Here is a 23,339-nt window from a genome sequence, read left to right as displayed (position 1 = left end):
GCACGTTCAGGCACATGTCGACCGCACCGAACCTGCATGAGCGCGCCGAACGCGCCCGCACCTTCCTGAAAACACATCCCGGCAACGCTGACGCCCTGCGCGCGCTCGGCGCTGCGCTGCGCGGCATGGGTGAAGACACGGCCGCCGAGGAAGCCGAACTGGGCGCAATCCAGGCTTCGACGCGCGACCCGGTGCTCATAGAGGCGGCTGCCGCTCTCCTCGACAACAATATCCCGATCGCCGAACGCGTCCTCCGTGCGCGGCTGAAGGAAAAGCCGACGGACGTCGCAGCGATCCGCATGATGGCGGAGATCGCCGGGCGGCTCGGGCGCTACGGGGACGCCGAAAAGCTGCTGCGCCGCGCGCTTGAACTGGCGCCCGCGTTCGTGGCGGCGCGCGCCAACCTCGCAACCGTGCTTTATCGGCAGAACAATCCCACCGATGCCGTTGCGGAGCTTGACCGGCTGCTGGCGGGCGACCCCGACAATGCCGCGCACCGCAACCTCAAGGCCGCGGCGCTGGGGCGGATCGGCGGCTATGAGGAAGCGATCGCGCTTTATGAATCGGTGCTTGCCAGCCACCCGGCGCAGCCGCGCGTGTGGATGAGCTATGGCCATGTGCTGAAAACGGTGGGCCGGCAGGCGGATTCGATCGCCGCCTACCGCAAGGCGATCGAGCGCGCGCCGGGGCTCGGCGAGGTGTGGTGGAGCCTTGCCAACCTGAAGACCGTGCACTTCACGGATGCTGATATCGCGGCGATGCAGGGTGCGCTGGATGGCAGCGGCATCAGCGAGGACGATCGCTTTCACCTGCATTTCGCGCTCGGCAAGGCGCTGGAAGATGCGAAGGATCACGCAGGCTCGTTCGGCCACTATCTGCAGGGCAACGCGCTGCGGAAGGCGATGCTCGATTATGATTCCGGCGAAATCAGCAGCCTCGTTCGCAGCGCGGCGGCGATGATGGATGCGGCGTTCTTCGCCGCGCGCGGCGGGCAGGGCAATCCAGCGCCCGATCCGATCTTCGTCCTTGGAATGCCGCGCGCGGGATCGACGCTGATCGAGCAGATTCTCTCGTCGCACCCGATGATCGAGGGGACACAGGAACTGCCCGACATCGCGGCGATGGCGCGGCGGCTCGGCGGCCGCAGGATGCGCGACGAGGAGACTGCCTATCCCGCGTGCCTTGCGGACCTGTCCGCCGAGGCGTTCGCCGAACTCGGCGCCGAATATCTGGAACGCACGCGCATCCACCGCAAGACCGACAGACCGCTGTTCATCGACAAGATGCCGAACAACTGGGCGCACGCCGGCTTCATTCACCTGATCCTCCCAAACGCGAAGATCATCGATGCCCGCCGGCATCCGCTCGGCTGCTGCTTTTCGAACTTCAAGCAGCATTTCGCGCGGGGGCAGGGCTTCAGCTACGACCTTTCCGACCTCGGCCGCTACTACCGCGACTATGTGGCGATGATGGCGGTGATCGACGACGCGCTTCCGGGTCGTGTGCACCGTGTTTTCTACGAAGACATGATCGAGGATACTGAAGGCGAGGTGCGGCGGCTGCTGGATTATGTCGGCGTGCCGTTCGATCCCGCGTGCCTGCGTTTCTTCGAAAACGAGCGCGCGGTGCGCACGGCGAGTTCCGAACAGGTGCGGCGCCCGATCAACCGCGAAGGCATGGAGCAATGGCAGGCGTTCGCGCCGTGGCTGGCACCCCTGAAGACGAGTCTGGGGCCCGCGCTCACGGCGTATCCGGAGGTGCCGCAGGTCGCTTCGCTGTTGCAATAATGTGACGCCCGGCCAGCAATATGACATCTGTATAACAAAGCCGCGGGACCCGAATTGACCGCTGTTCCACGCACGTTCACCATTCCGCCCGGGACAGCAAAAGCTGAGAGGGGGAAAAGGGTGCACCTGCGAAATCATGTGACGATCAGGGCTGCAGTCGCCAGTGGCGTGCTGCTTGGCTCCACCATGCTGACGGCACCGGCGCTTGCACAGGAAGCGCAGGACGTTATCGGCGACACCATCATCATCACGGCGCAGAAGCGCGAGGAAAACCTGCAGGATGTGCCGATCGCGGTCGTCGCGCTCGGAACGGCGAAATTGCAGCAGCTTCAGGTGCAGGATTTCGACGACTACGCACGCTACCTGCCGAGCCTGTCCTACCAGTCGCTTGGGCCGGGCTCTTCGAACGTCTATTTCCGCGGCGTCGCCTCGGGCGAGAATGCGAACCATTCGACCTCGCTGCCGTCGGTCGGCATGTATCTCGACGAGCAGCCGATCACGACCATCCAGGGCAACCTCGACATCCACATCTACGACATCGCGCGTGTCGAGGCGCTCGCGGGTCCGCAGGGCACGCTCTATGGGGCGTCGAGCCAGGCCGGCACGGTGAAGATCGTCACCAACCGGCCGGATACGAGCGGCTTCTACGGCGCGGTCGATGCCGAGGTGAACACGATCGCGCACGGCGAGGAAGGCTATGTCCTCGAAGGCTTCATCAACGCGCCGCTTTCCGACAACGCGGCGGTGCGCGTCGTCGGTTGGTACGACAAGGACGGCGGCTACATCGACAATATTCCGGGCTCGCTGACCTTCCCGACTTCGGAGATCACCTTCAACAACGCACCGTACGTGGAGGACGACTACAACGACGTCGAGACCTACGGCGGCCGCATTGCGCTCGAGATCGATCTCAACGAGAACTGGACCGTACTGCCGACCCTGATGGGCCAGAAGCAGAAGAGCTATGGCTCGTTCGCTCAGGAGTCCGGGCTCGGCGAGCTGCAGGTGCAGCAGTTCAATCCGGAGCGCTACAACGACCGCTGGTTCCAGGCCGCGCTCACCATCGAAGGCAAGATCGGCAGCTGGGATCTGACCTATGCGGGCGCTTACATGAAGCGCAAGATCAACAGCGAATCCGATTATGTCGACTACGCGTATTTCTATGATGCGCTCTACGAATCCGGTGGTTCGTTCTACGACAACGACGATAATCTGGTGAACCCGAACCAGTATATCATCGGCATCGATCGCTTCACGAAGCAGAGCCACGAACTGCGCATCGCTTCACCGGCCGACAAGCCGCTGCGCTTCATCGGCGGTGTGTTCTATCAACGCCAGTCGCACAACATCGAGCAGAACTACATCGTCGATGACATCGCCGATTCGATCACCGTGCCGGGCACGGACAGCAATATCTGGCTGACCAAGCAGCTGCGCATCGACCGCGACTACGCGGCGTTCGGCGAAGTTTCCTACGATCTGACGGAGAAGCTGACGCTGAGCGGCGGTATCCGCGTCTACAAATACAAGAACTCGCTCGAAGGCTTCTTCGGATACAGCGACGGCTTCAGCAGCCGGACGGGTGTTGCGGCGTGTTTCCGGGATGGGAACGACGAGATTCTTCCTCCGACGATCAAGGGCAGCCCTTGCACCAACCTCGACAAGACGACGTCGGACACCGACTTCATCCACAAGCTGAACGCGACCTACAAGCTGACCGACGACGCACTCGTCTACGCGACATGGTCACGCGGTTTCCGGCCGGGCGGCGTTAACCGGCGCGGTACGCTGCCGCCATACGGGGCGGATGAGCTCGACAACTATGAGCTTGGCTGGAAGACGACGTGGGCGGGCGGTGCGTTCCGCTGGAACGGCGCCGTCTATTACGAGAAGTGGTCCAACATCCAGCTCTCGTTCCTTGGCGCCAATGGTCTCACCGAGGTCCGCAACGCCGGCGACGCGCGCATCTGGGGCATCGAAAGCGATATCTTCATCCGCGCATCGGAGGGCCTGACCTTCAACGCGGGCTTCAGCTACAACGATGCGCAGAGCACCACGGATTTCTGCCTCATCGCCAACCCGCAGTTCGATTGTACGCTGGCGGGGCCGGACGAGGAGGAGAACGCATTGCTGGCGCCTTCCGGCACGCGTCTCCCGGTCTCGGCGAAGTTCAAGGGCAACGCCTTTGCGCGCTACGAATTCCCGGTGGCAGATCTCAAGGCGCATTTCCAGGGCGGCCTCGTTTACGAGGGCAAGCGCACCAGCGATCTTCGCCTTTACGAGCGCGGCATCGTGGGTTCGCTCCCCTCCTACACGACGGTGGACGTCAGCGCGGGCGTGACCAACGGATCGTGGTCCGTGGAGCTCTACGCCCGCAACCTGTTCGACTCGCGCGGGCAGGTGACGCGCACGATCCAGTGCGGCGAGAGCGTTTGCGGCGATCCGGATGAAGTGACCGATATCGGCGGCAAATTCTACACGATCGTGACGACGCCGCGGACCATCGGTCTCAAGGTCGGCACCAAGTTCTGATACCGCGCGGCGGGAGCTTCGTATGAACGCCAAAGCTCCCGCCGTCCGGCCGCTCGGTTTCTGGATGGCGCTCGCGCTGGTCATGGGCAACATGATCGGCTCGGGCGTTTTCATGCTGCCCGCGAGCCTCGCACCCTTCGGCTGGAACGCCGTGTTCGGCTGGGTGCTGACCATCGGCGGTGCGCTCTGCCTCGCTTATGTGTTCGCGACGATGGCGCGGGAGATGCCGCACGCGGGCGGGCCGCACGGTTTTGTGGAAGCGGCGTTCGGGCATCTGCCCGCGTTCCTCATCAGCTGGTCCTACATCATTTCCATTCTGGTCGGCGTCGCGGCGCTGGCGACGGGGGGCGTCAGCTACCTCACCGCGTTCGCGCCGGACATCGCAGCGACGGCGGGCGCTCCGGCCGTGCTTGCCGTGTCGCTGCTCTGGGCGCTTATCATTCTCAACACGCGCGGGGCGGGCGCGGCGGGGCGCTTCCAGTTGCTGACGCTCGGGCTCAAGCTGCTGCCGCTCGCCCTCATCGTGGGGATCGCGGCCGTGGTTTTTATGGGCGGGGCGGAGCCCGCGACGCCCTATGTGCCCGAGACGATCTCGATGACCGCAATCAACGCGACCGCCGCGCTGACGCTGTGGGCGATGCTCGGCTTCGAATCCGCCTGCGTGCCGCAGGACAAGGTTGACCGGCCGCAGACCACGATCCCGCGCGCCACCATGGCGGGCACATTGATTGTGGGCCTCATCTACTTCGCGGTCTGCACGGCGGTGATCATGCTGATGCCCGCGGATGTGGTCGCCAATTCGAACGCGCCGCTCGCGGACGTGATCGCCGGCTACTGGGGAACAGGCGCCGGAATCGCCGTGGCGCTGTTTGCCGCGGTGAGCGCGATCGGCGCGATCAACGGCTGGATTCTTATACTGGGCGAGTATCCGCTCGCCATGGCGCGGAAGGGCGATTTCCCCCACCTCTTCCGCGACGTGAACGCACGCGGCACGCCGGTGCGCGGCATCCTGATCGGCGGCGTGCTGATCACGGTGCTGGTGCTTTCGAACTACACGCGCAGCATGGCGGGCCTGTTCACGTTCATGGCGCTGCTCTCCACCTCCGCGACGCTCGTGCTCTACTTCGCGGGGGCTGCCGCGGCGGTCCGGCTGATGCTGAAGCGGCGGCTGACGACCACGCCGCTGCTCGCCGTTCTGACATCGCTCGGGCTCATCTATGCGATATGGGCGTTTCAGGGCGCAGGGGCCGAAGCGAACGGCTGGGCGCTCGTGCTGCTGATCGCCGGACTTCCGGTCTATCTGCTCGTGCGCCGTCAAAAAGCAGCACAAGGTGTACAACAGGGCGCGACAAATGGTTAACGCGCCGATATAGGAGCCTCGCAGCTTTGGGAGGGTAATGTTGGCACGCGCGCAGTTTCAACGGCTGGATCCCGATTTTCGGCGCCAAAGCCTGATCGAGGCGACCGCGCGCTGCCTTGCCCGCTACGGTATAGGCGGCACCTCCGTGCGGGTGATCTGCGCAGAGGCGGGCGTTTCGGCGGGGTTGCTGCGCCACTATTTCGCGGGGATCGACGAGCTTGTCGCCGAAACCTATGCCGACGTTGGCGACACGCTCGTGGCGAACATGATCGCGGCGGCGGACAAGGCGGGGCCGGACCCACGCGAGCAGCTGCGCGCCTTCGTGATGGCAAGCTTCAAGCCACCGATTGCCGATCCGGACCTTCTCGCGACGTGGCTCGCTTTCTGGAGCCTCATCAAGAGCGACCCACGTATCCGCGAGCTTCACACCGAAAACTACGCGAGCCACCGGCGGCCGGTGGAGAGGATGGTCGCGGAAATCCTGGGGCCCGAGGCGAGCGATGTGGACGTGCGGCTGACGGCTGTCGGCGTGACGGCACTCGTGGACGGGCTCTGGCTGGAAATCTGCCTCGACGCATCGAGCTTCACGCCCGAAGAGGCATCGCGCATTGCCGACAAGTGGCTGAACACGCTGGTCGGCGACCCGCTGAAAGTGCTTGCCGACTGACGCGCCGATTTCTTACACCTGTAAAACAGGTGGGAGATTCTTCGAATGCTGAAAACCGGAACTTCGTTCGTCCTCGCGGCCATGCTGGCGGCTGCCCCGACGCTGGCCGCAACCCCGGCGCAGATCGACGGCGCCAAGGCCATGCTCGGCAAATCGATCGCTATTCCGACCGTCGCGGGGCGTGGGCAGGTGCCGGTGTACGCGGCCTATCTGGCAGGCGAGCTGAAGAGCGCGGGTTTCACGGACGGTGAAATCAGCATCGAGCCGCTCGGTGAAACCGCCTCGCTGATCCTGACGTGGAAGGGCACGGGCAAGAAGAAACCGATCGTGCTCAACGCGCACATGGATGTGGTGGAGGCGAAGCGCGAGGATTGGGAACGTGACCCGTTCGTGATGGCCGAAGACGGCGGCTACCTGTTCGGGCGCGGCATCAGCGACAACAAGTTCGACGTCGTGATGCTCGTGCAGACGCTGATGAGCCTGAAGCGCGAGGGCTTCAAACCTTCCCGCGATATCGTGCTGTTCCTGACCGGCGACGAGGAAACCGCGCAGAAGACCGTGGCGGCGATCGCGCCCCGCTACAAGGACGCGGCGATGGTGCTGAACGGCGACGGCGGCGGCGGAACGCTCGGCGCCGACGGCAAGCCGCTCTATTACACGATGCAGACGGCGGAGAAGACTTACGCCGACTACAAGCTGACCGTAACCGACCCGGGCGGCCATTCGAGTGCGCCGCGCGTCGAGAATGCGATCCTGACGCTGGGTGCCGCGCTGAAACGGATCGCCGATGCGCCGTTCCCTGCCGAAACCAGCGAGACGACGCGGGCGTATTTCGCGGCGTCAGCGAAGCGGACGCCGGGGGAGGCGGGCGAGGCGATGGCGCGCTTTGCGGCCAACCCGAACGATACGGCTGCGGCGGATATCCTGGCGAAGTACCCCGAGCACATCGGGACGACGCGGACGACCTGCGTGCCGACGATGATAAACGGCGGCCACGCCGAAAACGCGCTGCCGCAGCGCGCGGTCGCCAACATCAACTGCCGCATCTTCCCCGGCACGGCGCCGGAAGCGGTGCGCCAGCGGCTGCAGCAGCTTGCCGGCGACAAGGTGGTGGTGACGCTGCCCGAGCCGTTCCCGCAAAGCTCCACATCGCCGCTGCTGCCCGAGCTGGACGCGGCGCTGCGCAAGGCCGTGGACGGGCGCGCGAAGGGACTCTCGATCATCCCGAGCATGTCGGCCGGCACGACCGACAGCCTGTTTTTCCGCGCCTCGGGCATCCCTAGCTACGGGGTTTCGGGGCTGTTCATGAAGCCCGACGATGAATTCGCCCACGGTCTCAACGAACGGGTGCCGGTGAACGCCATCGGGCCCGCGCTCGATCATTACCGGACGTTGATCGTGACACTCGCTCGCTAGATCGCTCTTCGCTTTGCGGTCTATGGCCCCGATGGTACTATCATCGGGGCATTTCTGGACAGACCGCGATGAAGACGTTTCTGAAACGGGCCTTCACGGACACGCTGCGTCGGCGTGAGTGTGAGTTGAAGGATGTCCAGCATCCTTTGCGGAAGGCGCCTGCGTTTTTCCGGGCAATGACCCCCAAGGGCCTCAGCCCCGGAACCGTGATCGATGTGGGTGTCGGATACGGCACCCCATGGTTGATGGACGGCTTTCCGGATGCGTACACGGTGCTCGTGGAGCCCAATGAGGGGTTTCGGGAACCCATCGATCAACTGATGGCTCCCCGCCGGGGGGAAGTTCATTTCGCGGCTGCAGGGCGCGCTGCGTCTGAAATGGTGCTCAACCTGAATGTGCGCCGCCCGACCAGTTCCACGATGTCGAAGCCATCGACGCGTCAGGTTGACGAGTTCGCGCGCCGCGGATGGACGCGCGAGACGCGCACCGTGACCGTGCCGGTCAAACGCCTGGATTCGTTCGACCGAACAGCATGGCCGAAACCCTACCTGCTGAAAGTCGACTCGGAGGGTTTCGAGCTGGAGGTGTTGGCGGGGGCGACGGGTCTGTTGCCGGATGTGCAATGCCTCATCGCCGAGGTTTCCGTGGCAGAGCGGTACGAGGGTGGATACGATTTCGCGACATTCATCTCGGCGCTGGACGGTTACGGTTTCCGAATGTTCGACATCACGGACATGCTCCAGTTCGGGCGCAGCGGCAGACTTTCGACGATCGATGCGGTTTTCGTACCCAAAGGTTCGGCGCTTCTCGGTGCGTGAGTGCAGATGGTTTTGCGTTCGCTGAAAACCGTCTAAACACACCGCATGTCCGTGCTTTCCATTTCCGGCCTTTCCAAAACCTATGCGGGCGGCTTCACGGCGCTGAAGTCGGTCGATCTTGAAATCCGCAAGGGCGAGATCTTCGCGCTGCTCGGGCCGAACGGCGCGGGCAAGACGACATTGATCTCGATCGTCTGCGGGATCGTGACGCCTACGGCGGGCACGGTGATTGCCGATGGGCATCATATCCAGCGCGACTATCGTGCGGCGCGGATGAAGATCGGGCTGGTGCCGCAGGAGCTGCACACCGACGCCTTCGAAACCGTGTGGGCGACGGTGAGCCTGAGCCGAGGCATGTTCGGACGGGCGCCGGACCCGGCGCTGATCGAGCGGATCCTGAAAGACCTGTCGCTTTGGGAAAAGCGCAATTCGAAGATCATGGAGCTTTCGGGCGGCATGAAGCGGCGCGTGATGATCGCGAAGGCGCTCTCCCACGAGCCGGAAATCCTGTTCCTCGACGAGCCGACGGCGGGCGTCGACGTGGAGTTGCGGCGCGACATGTGGAACCTCGTGCGCGGACTTCGCGAGCGCGGCGTCACCATCATCCTCACCACGCACTACATCGAGGAGGCCGAGGAGATGGCCGACCGCGTGGGCGTGATCAACAAGGGCGAGCTGATCCTCGTGGAGGACAAGGCTGCGCTGATGAAGAAGCTCGGCCGCAAGACGCTGACGTTGAACCTTACCGAGCCGCTCGCCGCGCTCCCGCCTGAGCTGGGCGAGTGGAGCCTGAAGCTGAAGGCGGACGGCAACGAGATCGAATACGAATTCGACGCGAACGCCGAGCGCACGGGCGTGCCTTCGCTGCTGCGGCGGATGAGCGATATCGGGCTCGGCTTCAAGGATCTGAATACGGAGCAGAGTTCGCTCGAGGATATTTTCGTCGGCCTTGTGACGCAGCGGCAGGAGGCGCGGCCATGATCTTCAACCGTCATGCCGTGTGGGCGATCTACAAGTTCGAGCTGGCGCGCTTCCGGCGCACGGTCTGGACGAGCCTCATCACCCCCGTGATCACGACGACGCTCTACTTCATCGTGTTCGGCTCGGCGATCGGCTCGCGGATGCAGGAGGTCGGCACGGTGCCTTACGGCGCCTTCATCGTACCGGGGCTGATGCTGCTGACGATGCTGACCGAAAGCATCTCCAACGCTTCGTTCGGTATCTACATGCCGAAGTGGTCGGGGACGATCTACGAGTTGCTCTCCGCGCCGATTTCGGCGTTCGAGACCGTGCTCGCCTATGTGGGGGCAGCGGCGACGAAATCGGTGATCCTCGGCATCGTGATCCTCGCGACCGCGAACCTGTTCGTGGACATCGACATCGTGCATCCGCTGTGGATGATCCTGTTCATGGTGCTGCTCGCCGTGACGTTCTGCCTGTTCGGCTTCATCATCGGCATCTGGGCGAAGAGCTTCGAGCAGCTGCAGATCATTCCGCTGCTCGTGGTGATGCCGCTCACGTTCCTTGGCGGCGCGTTTTATTCGATCGACATGCTGCCCGCCGCGTGGCGCACGGCGACGCTGTTCAACCCGATCGTCTATCTGATGAGCGGGTTCCGCTGGAGCTTCTTCGGCAAGGGCGACGTGAGCGTCGAACTCAGCCTGATGGCGATGTTCGGCTTCCTGACGCTCTGTCTCGCGATCGTCTGGTGGATCTTCCGGACGGGTTACCGGCTGAAGAGCTGAGCGAAGGGTCTGCGCCGCCGCCGACTGCGCGGGCGCGCCAGCAGCAGGTACATCACCGGCGTGACGATGCGGCTGAGCAGCGTCGAGGAGATGAGGCCGCCGATGATGACCCACGCCAGCGGCGAATAGAGTGCCGAACCGCCGAGCGCGAGCGGGAGGAGACCGCCGATCGCCGTGACCGAGGTGAGCAGCACGGGCAGGAAGCGAATCTCGCCCGCCTGCTCGATCGCCTCGCGCAGACCGACGCCGCGGGCGCGAAGCTGCGACGTGAAATCGACGAGCAGGATCGAGTTCTTGATCTCGATGCCGATGAGCGCGACGAAGCCGATGATGCCCATGTAGCTCATCGGATAGCCTGTGAGCAGCAGCGCGATGATGCCGCCGAACATACCGAGCGGGATGACGCCCGCGACCACCGCGACCTCGCGGAAGCGGCCGAATTCGGCGACGAGCACGGCCATGATGCTGAACACGGCGAGGAGCAGGATGCTGCCGATACCATCGAAGCTCTGCGCGCTCGCTTCCGCCTCGCCGCCGATGCCGAGTGCATAGCCCTGCGGGAGCGTGAGGCTTTGCAGGCGTTCGACGACATCCTTGTTCACGCGGGAGGTGAGATAGCCGGCCTCGGTCCACGCGGTGACGGTGATGTTGCGCTCGAGCTGGTAGCGATCGATGCGCGGCGGCACGCTCTTCAGATACGGATTGGCGACCTCCGCGAGCGGGATCGCGCTGCCGCTGCTAGTGGTGACGTAGACGGATTGCAGCGCGGAAACGGGCTGCCGCTCTTCCATGGGAAGCCGAACGACGACGGGATAGGTATCGCCTTCGTCGTCGCGGAAGCTCGCGGCGCGCTCACCGGCGATGGCGAGACGCAGCGCGCGCCGGGGCTCGCCCGGCGGCACGCCGAGCAGCGCGGCCTTGTCCGCATCCAGCCCGAGATCGAGGTCGACGCGGTCGACCGCGAGGGGATTGTCGATATCGCGCGTGCCGGGTGTGGCGCGGATGATCTTCGCGACTTCGCCGGCGATCATCTTCAGGACGCCGTTGTCCGGGCCGCTGATGCGGATGGCGATCGGCGCGTCGATCGGCGGGCCGTTCTCGAACTTGCGGACCGTGATACGGGCATCGGGATCGATGCTGAACTTGCCGCGCAGGCGATCGAGCATCGCGTCGCTCTCTCCCGCGGTCCATTCCTTCATCACGACAAACACCGCGCCCTTGCGCGATTCCTCGGTGAGCGAACGCACGTTGTAATAGACCTGCGGATTGCCCGCGCCGCTGTTCTCCATGAACGCGGCAACGCTGGCTTCCTTCGCCACTTCGTCTGCGACGCGGCGCACGACGCGGTCGGTCTGGGCGACGCTCGTCCCTTCGGGGGTTTCGACCTCCACCATGAAATAGGGCGCGTCCGACGCCGGGAAGAGCTGCCAGCCCGCGACCGGGATGAGGCCGAGCGCACCGATGCACAGCGCCATCGAAATCGCGAGCGTGCGGTGCGGCTTTTCGAGCGCGTAATGCAGGACGGGCCCGTAAAGCCGGTGGATGCCGCGGGTGAGCGCCTTCAGGATCGGGTTGCCTTCGGGATCATCGTCGCGGCGCAGAACGCGGCTTGCGAGAAACGGGATGATCGTGAGCGAGACGACGAGCGAGGCACCGACCGTGTAGATGACGGCAAGCGGCAGCGAGCGCGTGAATTCGCCCGCGCCGCCGGGGAGGAACACCAGCGGCAGGAAGGCGAACAGCAACACGCCCGTGGAGCCGAACACGGCGGCGGTGATTTCCTTGGTGCCGGAAAGCGCGGCGGCGGTGCGCTCCGCGCCCATGCGCAGGTGGCGCGAGATGTTCTCCGTCACCACGATCGAATCGTCCACGATGAGCCCGAGCGCGAGGATGAAGCCCGACACCGAAAGCTGATTCAGCGAAAAGTTGAATACGTGCAGCAGCAGCACGCCGGTCGCGAGGCTGAGCGGGATCGAGATCATCACGATCAGCGAGGCGCGCGGACCGAGCGGCAGCAGCGTGATGAGGACGAGGCCGAGCGCGATGCCGAAATCGCGCGCGAGCGTATCGAGTCGCGAGCGGATATCGCGGGACTGATCGAAGCCGAGTTCGAGCTTGATGTCGGGCGGAAGCTGGCTGCGCGCCTGCGCGAGCGCGGTCTCGATCTCCTTGCGGATGCCGAGGACGTTGCCGTTTTCCTTCTGCATGGCGGTGACGAACACGGCGCGCTTGCCGTTGAAGCGCGTGATGTGCGTGTGTTCGGCGGTGGACCAGTTCACTTCGGCGACATCGCCGACGCGCACCAGCGTTCCGTCTTCGGCGCGGACCGGCACCGCGCGAATCTCGGCAAGGCCGCGATAGGCGCCGCCGGCGTCGACGTTCAGGCGGTGCTCGCCCGAATGGACGGCGCCCGCGGGCAGATCGACGCCGCCGCTCTGAAGCGCAGTGACGAGCGACGAGGGGGAAATGCGCAGCTCGGCGAGGCGCCCGCCATCGATGGCGATGCGAACCTCGGGGTTCGGCAGGCCGTAAATCTCGGTGGAGCGGATGCCGTCTACGCGCGCGAGACGCTCGGACAGATCGGTCGCATACTTCTCCATGCGCCGCCACGAGGCGGAATCGCTGACGAGCGCGAGCTGGACGACGGCGGCGTCGCTGGTGCGGACCTTCAGGTACTGGAGGCTGGCGAGGCCGGAGGGCAGGCGATCGCGGATGGCGCCGATCTCGCGCACGACCTCGTCGAAATGCTGCTCAGGGTCGCCGCCCCATTCGAATTCGGCGGTGATGACGGAGGCGCCGTCCTTCGAGGTGGAATCGACGTCGACGATGCCGTCGAGGCCCTTGATCACTTCCTCGATCGGCTTTGCGACCGTTTCCTCCATGTCCTGCGCATCGGCGCCGGGCTGCGAGGCGACGACGAGAACGACGGGGATCGGCAGGTGCGGATCGACGGCGCGCGGGATGTTCAGGAAGGCATAGATGCCGAGCGCGGCAAGCAGCGTGAAGAGAACGAGCGTCAGCTGCCAGCGGCTGACGGCGAAGCCGGCGAGGTTCATGTGCCGGAAACGGTCGGGGTAACGCGGCTGCCGTCGGTAAGCTGGCTGATCCCGGTGACGGCGATGCGTTCCCCGGCCTTGAGCCCGGCGAGAACCGCGACGCCCCGGTCATTCATGGCACCCGTGACGATGCGGCGCGGCTTCACGCGCTTGCCGCTCTCATCGAGCACATAGACGAAGGCTTCCCCGGCGCGCGCTGCGAATACGGCGCTGCTCGGCACGAGCATCGTTTCCGGGCCACCACCGCGCATGGAGAGCGTCGCGTGGCCGATCTGGCCCGACCTCAGTGCCGGATCGGGCGGGAGCGCGAGTTCGACCGCGAAGGTTCCGGTGCGGTCGTCGGCGCGGCCGGCAACCTCGATGATGCGCGCAGCGCGGGGGGCGGGACCGAGCGCCGCGATATCGATGGGAATGCTGCCGGTGCGGATGATGCCGGCGGCCTGCACATCGGTGATAGGGACGCGCAGCACGAAGCCGTCGCGATTGTCGCCGAAGCTGATCACCGGCGTTCCGGCGTTCACGACCTGGTTCACCTCTGCGGAGCGGCGGAGGATATGGCCGTCCGCAGGCGCGACGATGCGGGCGGTGCTGGCGGCGAACTGCGCGGACGTGGTTGCGGCGGCGGCGGCGCGGTAGGCGGCTTCGGCGCTGTCGAGCCGGGCGCGGGTGAGCCAGCCCTTGGCGAAGAGGTCGCGCGCGCGGGTGAGATCGGCCTGCGCGCGGGTGCGTTCAGCGGCGGCGGCGGCAAGGTCCGCGCCGACGGTCGTGGTGTCGAGCGCGGCGAGGAGCTGGCCCTTCCGCACGCGGTCGCCTTCCTCCACCGCGATAGCGGCGATGCGTCCGGGTGTCGTGAAGCCGAGATCGATTTCGCGGCGCAGCCGCACGGTTCCGACCGCGCGGAAGGTATCTGCGCTTTCCACGGGCCGGGCTTCGGTTACCCGGATCGGCACGGGCGCGGCTTCGGACGGCTTCGCCGCCTGATCGCCCGCCGAACATGCGGCGAGAGCAAGGAAGAAGGCCGCTGCGAAGGGCCGAACGGAATTCATAGCGGCTGATCCACTTCCGAGTCGCACTCAGACGCAATACTGGACTGGTGATTCTAAAGGAAGATAGCCTCTAAAAATCTTAAACGATACGCTTCTGCATCAATGCGTTGCTAGCGCGCGGCGCTTGGCGGTTCGGCCAGCGTGTCGGGAACGAGTTCAACGCTTCTGAGCGCGCTGCGGCCATACTCATCCTCGGCCGCGTTCTGAATCGTGCCCGAGGTGGCGCTGCGCGAAGCGACCTTGATGCCGCGTTCTCCGAGGGCAGCAGCAACGGCGGCAGCGCGATCCTCTGCAAGCTTGTCGCGCGCGTCGCCGCTGTCGGCCTCTCCGCTTGCGACGCGGCCGTTGACGAGGACGGTGGTGATCCCCCAGCGCTTCAGCGCCCACGCGGCATCCACCACGGCCTCGACGCCCTTCGGCGACAGCGTGGCAGCGTCTTCATCGAACGGAATTAGCGGGAGCTGGCCGACCGGCGGAACCACCATCACCGTCCAGCCCGGGTGACGGACGGCGACGCGGGTTTCGAGCGCGCGCCAGGCGGGGAGGCGGATGCCCGGCATCGCTTCGGCCGTCATCGAGGCGAAGCGGCGGGCAAGATCGACGTTCACGGCCGAGGGTGACTGCGCGCCGAGGATGGCGAGCTCGGCAGCAACCTGCTGCGCATCGGCTTCCGTAGCCTTGCGCAGCGATTCGCCCTGCGCGCGCTTCGCGGTTTCCAGTTCGCGCTGCTCGCGTTCCTTGAGCGTCGCATCGCTGTCGACGAGGATCTGCGCCAGATTGATCGCAACGGGTTCGTCGAGACGCGCACGCAGGCGCGCGCTGATCTGCTGATCGGCATCGTAGCGGCGCTGCGGCGTCTGCACCGTGGCGCGGGCAACGATCGGCTCGGCGGAGAAATCCATTTCGAGCTGCGAAACGCGCGCGTCCGGACCGAAATAGGCGCCGATGGCTTCGCGCGTCAGGCGGCTCGCCAGCGCTTCCCACGCGATCTGGTGCAGCGAGAACAGCAGCGGCACGGAGAGCACGGCGAAAATCCCGAGGATGCCGATGGTCTGGATGCGCGTGGAACGGTCCGACATGGCGGTGCCGAAACCGTACATCTTGGCCATCACCGCCGCGCTCAGCGCGATGGCGAGCAGGTTGGTCATGAACAGGCCGAGCGCCCCGAAGAACACGGTGCCGTTCAGCGTTGCAAGGCCGTAGCCGACGACGGCGAGGGGAGGCATGAGGGCGGTGGCGATGGCAACGCCGACGATTGTTTCGCCGCGCCCGCGAATGACGGCATAGGCGCCCGCGAGCGCCGAGAAGATCGCGACAAGCAGATCGAAGAAGTTCGGCCGCGTCCGCGCGAGGATTTCGGAGGTGACCGCCTGGAGCGGCGACAAATAGACGACGAGGGCACAAAACGCGACCGCCGCGGCGACGCCGATTCCCAGTGTCGTCAGCGCGAGCTTCGCTTCGGCGAGGTTGAAGCGCGCAAGGCTGAAACCCAGCGCCATGATCGGACCCATCAGCGGCGAGATCAGCATGGCGCCGATCACCACCGCCGGCGACGAAAGCAGCAGACCGAGCACGGCAATGCCCGCCGACATGATGAGCATGAAGCCGAAGCGGGCGGACCAGTGCGCCTCGCCATCCAGCTTCGCGGCGACCTCCGCGTGATTGACCGAGCGCACCACGGAACGCCGCCAGTAGGCGCGCTGGCGGCGCCACAATGTCGATGCGTGGTGAAGCGTTCTATCGATGCGGGCCTTCATGCCCGTGCGCGTCTTGCTATCCAAATCCTCTACTCAACAGCCAGGCCGCGAGACCGATGACGATGACCGAAAGACCCACCCCCATCCGCGCATAATCCGAGAACCGATACCCGCCGGGGCCCATTACGAGCAAGTTGTTCTGGTGTCCGATGGGCGTGAGGAAGTCCGAAGACGCGCCAATCAGCACCATGATGAGGCCCGCATCGGGCGAGAATCCAAGATGCTCGGACATCTGGATCGCGAGCGGCCCCATGATGATCGCCGTCGCCACGTTGTTGAGGAGCGCGGAGAGAAGCAGCGTCGCCGTGCCGATCGCCGCGAACATGACGAACACGCTCGCGTCGCCGAGCCACGCGCTCAGCCAGTCCGACAGGATGGTGACCGCGCCTGTGGATTCGAAGCTCTGCCCGACAGGGATCATCGCGGCGAGCAGGACGATGACGGGCCAGTCGATCGCGCGATAGACTTCCGGGGACGGAATGAGACGCGTTGCCGCCAGGATGGCAGCGGCGGCGAAGAAGGCGATCGCCGGTGAAAGATCGAAGGCCACGATGCCCACGATCGCGGCAGTAAAAATGCTGACGATCGCCGCAGCGCGGCGCGGCTCCACGGGCGGCGTGTCGAGCCGGCCGATTTCGAGCAGGCGCGCGTTCGCGATGAAGGCGCCGAGCTGATCCGCGGGACCGTGGATGAACAGCTGGTCGCCGGGCTGGATTTCCATTTCCGAAAGCGGCAACCGCTCGTGCGCGGCGCGCGGCCCAGCCGCAACGACGCGGAGTTGCTGCCCGCTCCGCCATGTGACCGCTTCGTACCTCTGGCCGATCAGGAAGGAACCGTGCGCGACGACTGCCCGCACCGTCGTGGCGTCGGGGGCCGGGTTTCGGGCAACGACCGGGAAGGTGTCGGTGGCATCCGAAAGTTCCCAAGGGTCCTTGCGGCTGAGGACGAGCACGCGGCGCCGATCGCCCCCGATTGCCTGCGAAATGCTGTCGAAGCTCGCAAGGAGACGGCTGCCGGCCTTGCGGAGCGTGGCCCGCAGGTCCGCCTCGCCGGTTTCCACGGGCACATCGAGTTCGAAGATGCGCCAAGGGTTGGCCATCGCCCGCACCGGCGCGCGCGCATTGGGCAGCAGGCGCCAGCCGATCACCGCCATGTAGAGCAGCCCCGCCGCCGCCACGCAGCTTGCCACCGGGGTCATCTGGAAAAAGCTGAACGGTTCGCCGAGCGCATTTTGCCGGATCGACGACAGGATGAGGTTCGCGGGTGTGCCGATCAGCGTCGTCATGCCGCCAAGGATGGTCGCGAATGCGAGCGGCATCAGCACGGCCGACGGAGAGCGGCGCGAATCGATGGCGACCTGCGTGGCGATCGGCATGGTGATGACGAGCGCAGCGATGTTGTTCATGAACGCCGACAGCACGGCACCGACCACCATCACGATCGCAAGGCGGACGGGGAAGGGGGCTTGGCCGGGGATCACACGGCGCGTGAATGCCGCTGCGACGCCGCTCAGCTCGACCGCGCGGCCGACCACGAGCACGGCGGCAACCGCGATCACCGCCGGGTCGGAAAAACCGGCAAGCGCCTCCTTCGGGCTGATGATGCCGAACACGAGCGCGGCGAGCAGCGCGGTGACGGCGACGAGGTCGTGCCGCACCTTTTCGCTGATGAACAGCACCAGCGAGAGGGCGAGAATCGTCGAGCTGACGAGCGCCGGTTCGAAGGAAAAGCTCAGCCGAGCCGCACGCCGGCCTCGCCGGCGACCTCCTGCACGTATTGCCACGCGACGCGGCCCGAGCGTCCGCCGCGGCCAGTCGCCCATGTGACGGCGGCCTGCGGATCGATATCGAGGCCGTAGGCGCGGCCGTAAGCCTCGACCATCGCCAGATACGTCGTCTGGTCGCAGGCGTGGAAACCGAGCGACAGGCCGAAGCGGTCGGCGAGTGCGAGGCGGTCGTCGAGCACATCGCGGGCATTGATGCTGTTCGCGAGTTCGTTCTCGCGCATCTCGCGCGGCACGATGTGGCGGCGGTTCGAGGTGACGTAGAAGCGGCAGTTGTCCGGCCGCGCCTCGATACCGCCTTCGAGCACCGAGCGCAGGCGCCGGTACTGGCGCTCGTCCGTATCGAAGCTGAGATCGTCGCAGAACAGCACGAAGGCGCGATCCAGCTTCGCGAGACGGCGCAGCAGCAGCGAGACGTCGGCGATGTCGTCGCGCTCGATCTCGACGAGGGCGATGGCCTCGCCCGCCGCCTGCAGATGCGCGACGGCGGACTTCACGAGGCTCGACTTGCCCATGCCGCGCGAACCCCAAAGCAGGATGTCGTGCGCGGGCAGGCGCTTCGCCAGCCGCTCGGTGTTGCGGAGCAGGGCTTCGCGCTGCGCATCGATGCCGACGTAGCGGTCCAGCGGCTGCGCGCGGAGCGCCGCGACCGGCCGCAGCGCGCCGTGATCCCAGGCGTAGGCGGGCGCGTCGGGCGCCTCCCCGACGGCGGTCGGCGCGGGTGCGATCCGGTCCAGCGCATCGGCGATGCGTGATAAAAGGCTGATTTCAGAGGATTCAGGCGTTTTCATTGCGTCTCGCTCTTGCATTTGTATAGTCGCGCGCCAAATCGCAGCCACACGCTTTCGAAAGCAAGGGTCTCAATGCTCATTTCTCCAGCCTATGCGCAAGCCGCGGGGGCAGCGCCGGGAGGCGGCGCGGCTTTCCTGAACGCCATCATGCCGTTCCTGCTCATCATCCCCATCTTCTACTTCCTGCTGATCCGTCCGCAACAGCGGCGTCTGAAGCAGCACCGCGAGATGATCTCGAACGTGAAAAAGGGCGACACGGTGGTGACCGCCGGCGGCCTGATCGGCAAGGTTGCGAAGGTGACCGACGACGAGGTCGAGGTCGAGCTTGCAGCCTCCACGAAGGTTCGCGTCGTGAAGTCGACGCTTTCCGAGGTTCGCGCCGCCGGGACCGGCAAGCCCGCCAACGACACGGCCGCCTGAAGGTTGACCCCGCGCCATGCTTGAATTCTCCAAGGTGAAGATCTGGTCGATCATCGCCGTACTCGTTGCGGGCTTCATCTTCGCGATCCCCAACGCCTTCCCTGAAGAGCAGGTTCAAGCCTGGCCGAGCTGGGCGCCCAAGAAGCAGATGAACCTCGGCCTCGACCTCCGGGGCGGGAGTCACATCCTGCTCGAGGCGAATGCCGATGGCCTTGCGCGCGCCAACATCGACAAGATGGAGGAAGACGCGCTTTCCGAACTGCGCCGTGCCGAAGGCGGCGCGATCGCGGTGGGCGATGTCAGCAATCGCGGCGGTCGCGTCAGCTTCCTTGTGCGTAATGTCGACGATGTCGACCGCGCGGTGGATTTGCTCCGCAACCTGTCGATGCCGATCGGCGTCACCGGGCAGCGCAGCTTCAACGTTGAGGTGGCGGACGGCAACCGCATCGTGCTGACACAAACGTCGGCGGGTCGCACGCAGGCGATGGAAAGCGCGATGACGCAGGCGGTGGAGGTGATCCGCCGCCGCATCGACGAACTCGGCACGCGCGAACCGACGATCATCCGGCAGGGCAGCCAGCGCATCGTCGTGCAGGTGCCGGGGCTTCAGGATCCTTCCGCGCTGAAACAGCTTCTCGGCAAGACCGCGCAGCTCGAGTTCAAGCTCGTCGACATCACTGCCGACCCGGCGGACGTTGCGGCGGGCCGTGCCCCCGCAGGCAGCCAGATCCTCCAGATGGCGGATACCGGCCAGCCGATCGCGGTGAAGCGCCGCGCGATCATCACCGGCGACCAGCTGATGGACGCGCAGCAGACGCTGCAACAGGGCCAGTGGGTGGTGAGCTTCCGCTTCGACAGCGCGGGCGGGCGGCGCTTCGCGCGCACCACGCAGGAGAATGTCGGCAAGCCGTTCGCGATCGTGCTCGACAACCGCGTGATCAGCGCGCCCAACATCAACGAGCCCATTCTTGGCGGATCGGGCGTCATTTCCGGCAGCTTCAACGCCGAGAGCTCGAACGAGCTGGCGATCCTGCTGCGCTCGGGCAAGCTTCCGGTGGAACTGAAGGTCGTCGAGGAACGCACCGTCGGCCCCGACCTCGGCGCCGACTCGATCCGTGCCGGCACGGTCGCGTCGCTGGTCGCGGTGCTCGCGGTGGGCGTGTTCATGCTCCTCACCTACGGGCGGTTCGGCGTCTATGCGAACATCGCGCTGGTGCTGAACGTGGTCCTGATCCTCGCGGTCATGTCCCTGACCGGCGCGACGATGACGCTGCCGGGCGTTGCGGGCATGGTGCTCACCATCGGTGCCGCGGTCGACGCCAACGTGCTCATCAACGAGCGTATCCGCGAGGAACGCCGCAAGGGCAGGAACGTGAGGGCGGCGGTGGAAACGGGCTTCAAGGAAGCCAGCCGCACGATCTGGGACGCGAACACGATGAACCTGATCGTGGCCGCCGTGATGTTCGCGTTCGGCTCCGGCCCGATCAAGGGCTTCGCGGTGGTGCTCACCATCGGCATCGTTACGTCCGTGTTCACGGCCGTGACCGTTGCCCGTCTGTTTATCGTCAATTGGCTGAACCGTAAGCGGCCAACCACCATCACGATCTGATCGGACCCAGCTCATGCGGCTCCTGAAACTTGTTCCGGACAACACCAACATCGGCTTCGTGCGGATGCGCTGGGTGGCGTTCGCCGTCACGCTGGTCCTGACGCTCAGTTCCATCGCACTTCTGATGACACGCGGTCTCAACCTCGGCGTCGACTTCGTCGGCGGCCTGATGATGGAGGTGAAATTCGAGCAGCCCGTGAAGCTCGATGAGCTTCGCGCCACAGTCGATGGTCTCGATTACGGCTCCTCGGCGCTGCAGAACTTCGGCGGGCCGGATACGGTGCTCGTGCGCCTGCCGCTGCCGCCCGGTGACGATGCCGCCGTTCAGAAGGTCGTGCAGAAGGTGCAGGCCGCGATCAGCGAGAACCACAAGGACGCTTCGTTCCGGCGCGTCGAGACGGTGAGCGGCAAGGTTTCCGACGAGCTGATCCGCGACGGCATCATCGCCATCGTGCTTTCGATGGGCGCGATCGCGCTGTTCACGTGGTTCCGATTCGAATGGCATTTCGGCGTCTCGACCATCGTGGCGCTCATCCACGACGTGACGGTGACGCTCGGTTTCTTCGCGCTGACGCAGCTCGAATTCGATCTCAACATCGTCGCGGCCGTGCTCACGATCATCGGCTATTCGCTGAACGACAAAGTCGTCATCGACGATCGTATTCGCGAGAACCTGCGCAAGTACCGGCAGATGGACATCGGCCCGCTGATCGACCTTTCGGTGAACGAAACGCTCTCGCGCACCTATGCGACGACGATGGCACTGACGCTGGCGCTCGGCTCGCTGCTGCTTCTCGGCGGCGACGTGCTGTTCGGCTTCACCGCCGCGATGCTGCTCGGCATTGTCATCGGCACCTACTCTTCGGTGTTCGTGTCGTCTTCGCTGCTGATCTCGCTCGGTGTCGGGCCGCACACGTTCGCGCCGGCCGACACGGGCGCCGCCGAAAAGGTCGGCAGCCGCTAGGCACGTGCCGCTCGAGCTACAGACCGGCCCGCGCGGCGTTCACCGTATCGATGCGATCCGAGGCGGCCGGTTCGTTGTCGCCGGGGAGCCGCGCGCGGGAAGCATCCTGATCTGGCCGGGCGGGATTGAGGACGCGGGCGATGCGCTCACGTTGGAGGCATTCGCACCACTGCTCGCGCTCGATCCGGCGCGGGAGGTTCTGCTTGTCGGTACGGGCGCTGCGCTGCGCTGGCCCGATCAGGACCTGCTCGACGCGCTCGCCGCGAAGGGGGCGGGGGTTGATGTCATGACGTCGCAACTCGCCGCGCGTACTTACAACGTGCTTGCCGGGGAAGGGCGCCTCGTCGGCGCACTACTGCTGGGCCTCGGGGCCTGAAACCAGCCCGCTGAGGTGCGCGTGGAGCGTATCTGTGTTGGTCTTCCAGTCGAAACGCAGCGCTGAAGTGCGCACCGCCTCGGGTGATGGAGGCGTTTCCAGCATGGCGCGGATCGCCTCGGCGAAAACGGCGGGCCGGGCATCATCGATGAGCGTGCCGGCTTCGGCGCGGTCCACGACCTCGGCGGCGGCGCCGACGTTCGCGGTGACGACGGGCGTGCCGCTTGCGAGCGCCTCGACCCACACGTTGGCGAGGCCTTCGCTCGACGAGGCATGAACGAACACATCTGCCGCGGCCATCAGGGCGGGCATGTCGGCGTGGTGCACCCCGCCGAGCAGCCGGACGCGCGCGGAAAGGCCACGCTCGGCGATCAATGCCTCAAGTTTTCGCCGTTCGCGGCCTTCGCCTGCGATGAACAGCGTGGCATCCGGCAGCAACTCCGCCGCGCCGATCACGAGGTCGAAGCGTTTGAGCGCCACAAGGTTGCCGACGGCGAGCAGCAGCGGCCCCGCAACGCCGAGCGACGCCTTCGCGGCGGTGCGGTCCACGGGGCGAAAACGATCGAGCTCGATGCCCGTGCGGTGCACGCGAATCTTCTCTTCGGGCATTCCGATCGCGACCATGTCGGCCTTCAGCGATTCGGAGACCGCGAGCAAGCCGTCCGCCGCATTTGCCGCATCCACCATCATCTTCCGCGCGGCGGGGCGCTGGCCCCACAGGCGGATGTCCGACCCCCGCGCCTTGATGGAGACCGGAATCCCGAACGCATGGCCCAGCCGCACGGCGGCGGGGCCGTCCGGCCAGAAGAACTCGCAATCGATCACATCGGGGCAGAAGCCGTCGGCGATGAGATCGAGGAGCACGCGCCGCCCGGCCCGGTACGCAAGCGCGGGGTTAAAGCGCCAGCCGACGGCGGGGAGCAGCGGAAAACGCGGCCAGAAAACCGGGATGCCGTTATGCTCGCCCTGTCCCGGCACGCGCGTGAGCGCCGCGTAGGGACCGACCGGCAGGAACATGCCGACGGGCGCGAGAACTTTCAGGTCCACATCGCTGCGCGCGGCGAGGCGTGCTGTCTGCCGCTCGACGAATCCGCCGAAATTCTGCTGTACCGCGTTGGGGTACAGCGAGGAGAAGGTGAGGACGTTCAGCACGGCGTCATGCTGATAGCGTCAGTATCCCGCGCCTGCCAACCCATCAGCGCTTGGCGCACC

Annotated in this window: 18 protein-coding genes; 12 read left to right on the top strand and 6 right to left on the bottom strand. The window is 65.7% G+C overall.

Features of this window, described 5'->3' with window-relative positions; genetic code table 11:
* Positions 1 to 14: 14 nt before the first annotated feature.
* The 8 genes from ACFQ00_RS19750 to ACFQ00_RS19715 all read left to right on the top strand — a co-directional run bounded on the left by ACFQ00_RS19750 (position 15) and on the right by ACFQ00_RS19715 (position 10,325).
* The gene (locus tag ACFQ00_RS19750; protein WP_381495102.1) at positions 15 to 1,787 is read left to right on the top strand and encodes a tetratricopeptide repeat-containing sulfotransferase family protein; all 1,773 of its coding nucleotides are present in this window, start codon (positions 15 to 17) and stop codon (positions 1,785 to 1,787) included.
* Positions 1,788 to 1,973: 186 nt separating this feature from the next.
* Positions 1,974 to 4,319, top strand: a complete 2,346-nt coding sequence (locus ACFQ00_RS19745; protein ID WP_381495307.1) for a TonB-dependent receptor — start codon at positions 1,974 to 1,976, stop codon at positions 4,317 to 4,319.
* A gap of 22 nt (positions 4,320 to 4,341) precedes the next feature.
* On the top strand, positions 4,342 to 5,679 hold the full coding sequence (locus ACFQ00_RS19740; protein ID WP_381495099.1) for an amino acid permease: 1,338 nt from the start codon (positions 4,342 to 4,344) through the stop codon (positions 5,677 to 5,679).
* A 37-nt stretch (positions 5,680 to 5,716) separates the two neighbouring features.
* Positions 5,717 to 6,346 carry a TetR family transcriptional regulator C-terminal domain-containing protein gene (locus tag ACFQ00_RS19735; protein ID WP_381495096.1) on the top strand — a complete coding sequence of 210 codons (630 nt, stop codon included), beginning with the start codon at positions 5,717 to 5,719 and terminating at the stop codon, positions 6,344 to 6,346.
* A 45-nt stretch (positions 6,347 to 6,391) separates the two neighbouring features.
* Positions 6,392 to 7,762, top strand: coding sequence for a M20/M25/M40 family metallo-hydrolase (locus ACFQ00_RS19730; RefSeq protein WP_381495092.1), 1,371 nt, complete (start codon positions 6,392 to 6,394; stop codon positions 7,760 to 7,762).
* Between the two features lie 68 nt (positions 7,763 to 7,830).
* Positions 7,831 to 8,580, top strand: coding sequence for an FkbM family methyltransferase (locus ACFQ00_RS19725; protein WP_381495089.1), 750 nt, complete (start codon positions 7,831 to 7,833; stop codon positions 8,578 to 8,580).
* Positions 8,581 to 8,625: 45 nt separating this feature from the next.
* Positions 8,626 to 9,561, top strand: coding sequence for an ABC transporter ATP-binding protein (locus ACFQ00_RS19720; RefSeq protein ID WP_381495086.1), 936 nt, complete (start codon positions 8,626 to 8,628; stop codon positions 9,559 to 9,561).
* Positions 9,558 to 10,325: an ABC transporter permease gene (locus ACFQ00_RS19715; protein WP_381495083.1), complete on the top strand. Its 768-nt coding sequence runs from the start codon at positions 9,558 to 9,560 to the stop codon at positions 10,323 to 10,325. Before ACFQ00_RS19720 ends, ACFQ00_RS19715 begins: the two co-directional genes overlap by 4 nt.
* Here the strand turns inward: ACFQ00_RS19715 and ACFQ00_RS19710 are convergent.
* From ACFQ00_RS19710 to ACFQ00_RS19690, 5 genes are all read right to left on the bottom strand, one after another.
* The gene (locus tag ACFQ00_RS19710) at positions 10,307 to 13,381 is read right to left on the bottom strand and encodes an efflux RND transporter permease subunit (RefSeq protein ID WP_381495080.1); all 3,075 of its coding nucleotides are present in this window, start codon (positions 13,379 to 13,381) and stop codon (positions 10,307 to 10,309) included. The two genes, ACFQ00_RS19715 and ACFQ00_RS19710, sit on opposite strands and share 19 nt — an antisense overlap.
* On the bottom strand, positions 13,378 to 14,427 hold the full coding sequence (locus ACFQ00_RS19705) for an efflux RND transporter periplasmic adaptor subunit (protein WP_381495076.1): 1,050 nt from the start codon (positions 14,425 to 14,427) through the stop codon (positions 13,378 to 13,380). Before ACFQ00_RS19705 ends, ACFQ00_RS19710 begins: the two co-directional genes overlap by 4 nt.
* A gap of 110 nt (positions 14,428 to 14,537) precedes the next feature.
* A complete protein-coding gene (locus tag ACFQ00_RS19700; RefSeq protein ID WP_381495073.1) occupies positions 14,538 to 16,208 on the bottom strand; it encodes a DUF389 domain-containing protein in 1,671 nt (556 codons plus the stop codon).
* Positions 16,201 to 17,967 (bottom strand): SLC13 family permease, encoded by a 1,767-nt coding sequence (locus tag ACFQ00_RS19695; protein WP_381495071.1) that lies wholly within the window; start codon positions 17,965 to 17,967, stop codon positions 16,201 to 16,203. The genes ACFQ00_RS19700 and ACFQ00_RS19695 overlap by 8 nt, the downstream gene beginning before the upstream one ends.
* Entirely contained in the window at positions 17,916 to 18,758 is an 843-nt protein-coding gene (locus tag ACFQ00_RS19690; protein ID WP_381495068.1) for an ATP-binding protein, read from the bottom strand. Before ACFQ00_RS19690 ends, ACFQ00_RS19695 begins: the two co-directional genes overlap by 52 nt.
* Before the next feature lie 72 nt (positions 18,759 to 18,830).
* Between ACFQ00_RS19690 and yajC the strand changes: the two genes are divergently transcribed.
* Genes yajC through ACFQ00_RS19670 form a run of 4 tightly spaced genes read left to right on the top strand, consistent with a single transcriptional unit; the run spans position 18,831 to position 22,127 of the window.
* Positions 18,831 to 19,178, top strand: a complete 348-nt coding sequence (yajC, locus tag ACFQ00_RS19685) for a preprotein translocase subunit YajC (protein WP_381495065.1) — start codon at positions 18,831 to 18,833, stop codon at positions 19,176 to 19,178.
* A 16-nt stretch (positions 19,179 to 19,194) separates the two neighbouring features.
* Positions 19,195 to 20,787 (top strand): protein translocase subunit SecD, encoded by a 1,593-nt coding sequence (gene secD / locus ACFQ00_RS19680; RefSeq protein WP_381495062.1) that lies wholly within the window; start codon positions 19,195 to 19,197, stop codon positions 20,785 to 20,787.
* 13 nt (positions 20,788 to 20,800) lie between these two features.
* Positions 20,801 to 21,751: a protein translocase subunit SecF gene (secF, locus tag ACFQ00_RS19675; RefSeq protein WP_381495059.1), complete on the top strand. Its 951-nt coding sequence runs from the start codon at positions 20,801 to 20,803 to the stop codon at positions 21,749 to 21,751.
* A gap of 4 nt (positions 21,752 to 21,755) precedes the next feature.
* Positions 21,756 to 22,127 carry an MTH938/NDUFAF3 family protein gene (locus ACFQ00_RS19670; protein WP_381495056.1) on the top strand — a complete coding sequence of 124 codons (372 nt, stop codon included), beginning with the start codon at positions 21,756 to 21,758 and terminating at the stop codon, positions 22,125 to 22,127.
* Here ACFQ00_RS19670 and ACFQ00_RS19665 read toward each other — a convergent pair.
* Positions 22,104 to 23,279: a glycosyltransferase gene (locus tag ACFQ00_RS19665; RefSeq protein ID WP_381495053.1), complete on the bottom strand. Its 1,176-nt coding sequence runs from the start codon at positions 23,277 to 23,279 to the stop codon at positions 22,104 to 22,106. The genes ACFQ00_RS19670 and ACFQ00_RS19665 overlap by 24 nt on opposite strands.
* Between the last annotated feature and the right edge of the window lie 60 nt (positions 23,280 to 23,339).

The organism is Sphingosinicella xenopeptidilytica (genome assembly GCF_042676985.1).
Taxonomy (GTDB): Bacteria; Pseudomonadota; Alphaproteobacteria; order Sphingomonadales; family Sphingomonadaceae; genus Sphingosinicella; species Sphingosinicella xenopeptidilytica.
This window is presented reverse-complemented; position numbering and strand designations above follow the sequence as displayed.